We start from the raw sequence: 3,732 nt of genomic DNA on the forward strand, positions 1-3,732 counted from the left end.
GGCGGTCGTGGGCGGAGCGGCCCTCGCCGCACTGATCGAGCCGGCGGCCGGCGCGCTGCGCCTGGTGTCGGCCGGGGTGCTGCTGGTGATCGCCGCACTCACCGTCCGCAACGCGCTGCGGCCGATGTCCGCCGCAGCCACGGGGGCTGCGCCGATGCGGGCGGGGGCGGCGTACGCGCTGTTCCTGGGCATCACCGCGGTCAACCCGGCGACCGTGGTGTACTTCGCCGCGGTCGTTCTCGGCAACCAGGGGCTGGTCTCCTCGGGGGCCGAGGGCCTGGCGTTCGTGGCCGCGGTGTTCGCGGCGTCCGCCTCCTGGCAGCTGACGCTCGCCGTCGGCGGCGCGGCGCTGGGCAGGTTCGTGGCCAGCCCTCGCGGACACCGCGTCACCGGGGTGGCCTCCGGCTTCGTGATCGCCCTGCTCGCCGGGTGGACGCTGCTGGGCGGATGATGGGGGCCGTGCTTCCGCCCGGCGTCGAGCTGCGCCCCGCCACGGTCCGCGACTGCGCTGCGGGAGCCGCGATGCACCTGGCCTGCTGGCGGGAGGCCTACGCGCCACTGGTGGACCCTGCCCTGCTCGAGGCGCACCTCGCCGACGCCGACAGGTGGACCGCCGCCTGGCGGAACCGGATCGTCCTCGGGCCGCCCCGGCTGCTGGCCGTCGCGGGTGACGAGGTGGTGGGGTTCGCCTCGGCCGGCCCGGCCCGGCACGCCGACCCACCGGTGGAGACCGAGCTCTACGCCCTCTACGTCCGGGCCGCCTGGCACGGCACGGGGATCGGGCAGGCGCTCCTGGACCGGATCCTGGCCGACCGGCCGGCGTACCTGTGGGTGCTGGAGGACAACCGGCGCGCCCAGGCGTTCTACACCCGCAACGGGTTCGCGCCGACCGGTCGGCGGCAGAAGTACCGGCCGCTGGACGCGTGGGAGCTGATGATGGCGCGCTGAGCGGGCGCCAGGGTGGGAGCATGCCGGGGTGGAGTCACCGCGGTACTTCGACCTCGCCGACCCGTCCTTCGACGTGACCTCCCCGGTCGTGCACGCCGCCCGGGAGGAGAGCTGGTACGTCGAGACCAGCTACGGCTGGGCGGTGCTGCGCTACGACGAGGCCTCCGCGCTGCTGAAGGACCGGCGCTTCCGGCAGGGCAACGCCCAGTGGCCGGCGCAGAACGGCGTGGCCGACGGCCCCTTCAGCCGCTGGTGGGGAGAGGTCCTGCTGAGCCTCGAGGGCGACGACCACGCCCGGCTCAAGCGGCTGCTGATGCCGGCCTTCCGCAACCGCACCATCGCGGCCATGCGGCCGCGGTTCCAGGCCCTGGCGCAGGAGCTGATCGACGGCTTCGCGCCGCGGGGGGAGGTGGAGTTCGTCAGCGAGTTCGCCGAGCCGTACTCGGCCCGGATCCTGTGCGTGCTGCTGGGCCTGCCCGAGGACCACTGGGAGCAGGTGGCGCACTGGGCCGACGACCTGGGGAAGGCGTTCGGCATCCGGATCCGAGAGGACCTGCCGCGGATCGAGGCGGCCCTCGAGGGGCTGCACGGCTACGTGTCCGAGGTGGTGAAGGACCGCTCGCGGCACCCTCAGGCGGACCTGGTGACCACGCTGCTGCACGCGCAGGAGACCGACGGCCGGCTGACCCGCCACGAGCTGGAGGTGTCGCTGGTGTTCCTGGCGTTCGCGGGCATGGAGACCACCCGCAACCAGCTGGGCCTCGCGCTGCAGACGCTGCTCGCCCACCCCGACCAGTGGCGGCTGCTGGCCGAGCGTCCCGAGCTGGGACCCCAGGCCGTGGAGGAGGTGATGCGGGTGAACCCGACGGTGACCTGGGTGACCCGCGAGGCCGTCGAGGACGTCGACCTGCACGGGGTGCACGTCCCGGCCGGGGGCGTGGTGCAGGTGCTCTCCCACGCCGCGGGCACGGACCCGGCGGCGGTGCCCGACCCGGCCTTCGACATCACCCGGGTGCGACCGCCCCACCTGGGCTTCGGCGGCGGAGCCCACCACTGCCTGGGCCACTTCGTGGCGCGAACCGACATGGCCGTCGCCCTGCCGCTGCTGGCGCGGCGGATGCCCGACGCGGTCCCCGACGGTCCAGGACGGTGGCTCCCCGTCTCGGGCAACACCGGGGCCGTGCGCTTCCCGATCCGCTTCACCCCCGACCCGTCGCAGTTTTCCCGCTGACCCGTCGCTGTTTGCCCGCTGACGCTTATCAGCCGAGCAGGCCCTTGAGCCCGCCGCCGCTGGACCCGGCCGCCTGGCCGCCGCCGGTCACGACGGACTCCGAGGGCTGCACCATCACGTAGCCCTGCCCGGTGAACGCCATCTGGACCAGCTCACCGGAGCCGCCGCGCAGCATCGACTTCAGGCCACCGGTGTCCACCCGGATGTCCATGTTCACCCCCGACGTCCAGAGCACGACGGCCTGAGCGTCGGCGTACGTCGGCGCGCTGGCGACGTCGAAGACCACCGGCTCACCTTCCGTGGTCACCGCGACGTAGCCGGTGCCGCGCAGCACCACGTTGTACAGACCGCCGGCCATCATCCCGCCGCGGGCCTGGACCCGGTGGATGTCCCACTCGATGGAGCCGCTGAAGGCCAGCACGTTGGCGCCGTTCACCGACACCATGTCGTTCTCCAGGTAGAACACCTGGATCTCCGAGGCTCGGTCCGCGACGAACAGCTCGCCCTGCCCGGTGCAGCTCATCATGTCGACGCCCTCGCGGGTCAGCGCGGACTTCAGCATCTTGTCCAGCCCGCCGCTGCCCGCGTTCTGGAACCGCACGTCCCCCTGGTAGGCCACCATCGACCCCGTCCGCGCCCAGACCTGCCCGTAGGCCATGTTGATCTTGAGCAGCTTCTTGTTCTGCAGGGCGAACGGGTCCTGCGTCGGGTTCTCCGCGAACTGCTCGAACAAGGTGCCGTGGATCGCCATGCGCCTGCGCCTCCCGTTTGCGTTGTCTGCCATCGACCCTAGCCAACGGCGTAGGCCGAGGAGGCGGACTCCTAGACTCTGCCTGACGGGCGGTATTCGGAAGCTAGGAGGCGTGCACGATGGGATTCCTCGACAAGGCCAAGGCTGCGGCCAGCGACCTGGTGTCCAGCGTCGACCAGCAGCTGTCCTCGGCCGGCACAGGCCGTGACGTCGAGCGGCTGTTCCGCGACCTGGGCATGCTGGCCTACCTCAAGGCGACCGACCGGGTCGTCCTCGACGCCGACTGGGACCGCATCCTCGAGTCGCTACGAGGACTCGAGGCGGCCGGGGCGATCTCCGGCTTCACCCTGCAGACCGCGCCTGCGCCGCCGGCACCGGGGACTGCAGCGCCGCCTCCGCCTGCTCCTGGAGCCACCTCGGGGCCGGTCGCACCGCCGCCGCCTCCCCCAGCAGCTGCTCCTCCTCCGCCGCCTCCCCCTCCGCCAGCGAGCGCGCCGCCGCCACCCCCTCCGCCGGCCCCCTGACACCGGTCAGGATCACGCGTACCCGAGGTCGTGGAGCCGGTCGTCGTCGATCCCGAAGTGGTGGGCGATCTCGTGCACGACGGTGATGCGCACCTCCTCCTCCAGCTCGGCCACGCTCTCGCACATGTCGAGCAAGGGAGCCCTGAAGACCAGGATCCGGTCGGGAAGGGCCGCGGAGTAGTTGGCCTCCCGCTCGGTGAGCGCGACCCCCTCGTACAGACCCAGCAGATCAGGATCATCGGCCGGGGCGTCGGGCTCCACGAGGACCACCACGTTGT

At 72.5% G+C, this 3,732-nt stretch carries 6 protein-coding genes; 4 read left to right on the forward strand and 2 right to left on the reverse strand.

The window, feature by feature from the left end:
• From PLP61_RS15705 to PLP61_RS15715, 3 genes are all read left to right on the forward strand, one after another.
• The coding region (locus PLP61_RS15705; RefSeq protein ID WP_324503695.1) for a LysE family transporter at nucleotides 1–451 on the forward strand (451 nt) is incomplete at its 5' end.
• A gap of 8 nt (nucleotides 452–459) precedes the next feature.
• Nucleotides 460–948, forward strand: coding sequence for a GNAT family N-acetyltransferase (locus PLP61_RS15710; protein WP_324503696.1), 489 nt, complete (start codon nucleotides 460–462; stop codon nucleotides 946–948).
• Nucleotides 949–976: 28 nt separating this feature from the next.
• Nucleotides 977–2,179, forward strand: coding sequence for a cytochrome P450 (locus tag PLP61_RS15715; protein WP_324503697.1), 1,203 nt, complete (start codon nucleotides 977–979; stop codon nucleotides 2,177–2,179).
• A gap of 28 nt (nucleotides 2,180–2,207) precedes the next feature.
• On the opposite strand, the gene PLP61_RS15720 is transcribed toward PLP61_RS15715, so the two are convergent.
• Nucleotides 2,208–2,930: an AIM24 family protein gene (locus PLP61_RS15720; RefSeq protein WP_324503698.1), complete on the reverse strand. Its 723-nt coding sequence runs from the start codon at nucleotides 2,928–2,930 to the stop codon at nucleotides 2,208–2,210.
• A 119-nt stretch (nucleotides 2,931–3,049) separates the two neighbouring features.
• Here PLP61_RS15720 and PLP61_RS15725 point away from each other — a divergent pair, with 119 nt between their 5' ends.
• Entirely contained in the window at nucleotides 3,050–3,454 is a 405-nt protein-coding gene (locus tag PLP61_RS15725) for a hypothetical protein (protein ID WP_324503699.1), read from the forward strand.
• Between the two features lie 12 nt (nucleotides 3,455–3,466).
• Here PLP61_RS15725 and PLP61_RS15730 read toward each other — a convergent pair.
• Nucleotides 3,467–3,732 (reverse strand): metallopeptidase family protein (locus tag PLP61_RS15730; RefSeq protein ID WP_324503700.1); only part of this gene is annotated, 266 nt, incomplete at its 5' end.

Origin of the sequence: Nocardioides sp. (genome assembly GCF_035429765.1) — a bacterium.
Lineage (GTDB): Bacteria > Actinomycetota > Actinomycetes > Propionibacteriales > Nocardioidaceae > Nocardioides.

Excerpts from the sequence above, each read along its gene's own strand:
- PLP61_RS15725 (WP_324503699.1), top strand. The coding sequence starts at position 3,050 with ATGGGATTCCTCGACAAGGCCAAGGCTGCGGCCAGCGACCTGGTGTCC.
- PLP61_RS15720 (WP_324503698.1), bottom strand. The coding sequence starts at position 2,930 with ATGGCGATCCACGGCACCTTGTTCGAGCAGTTCGCGGAGAACCCGACG.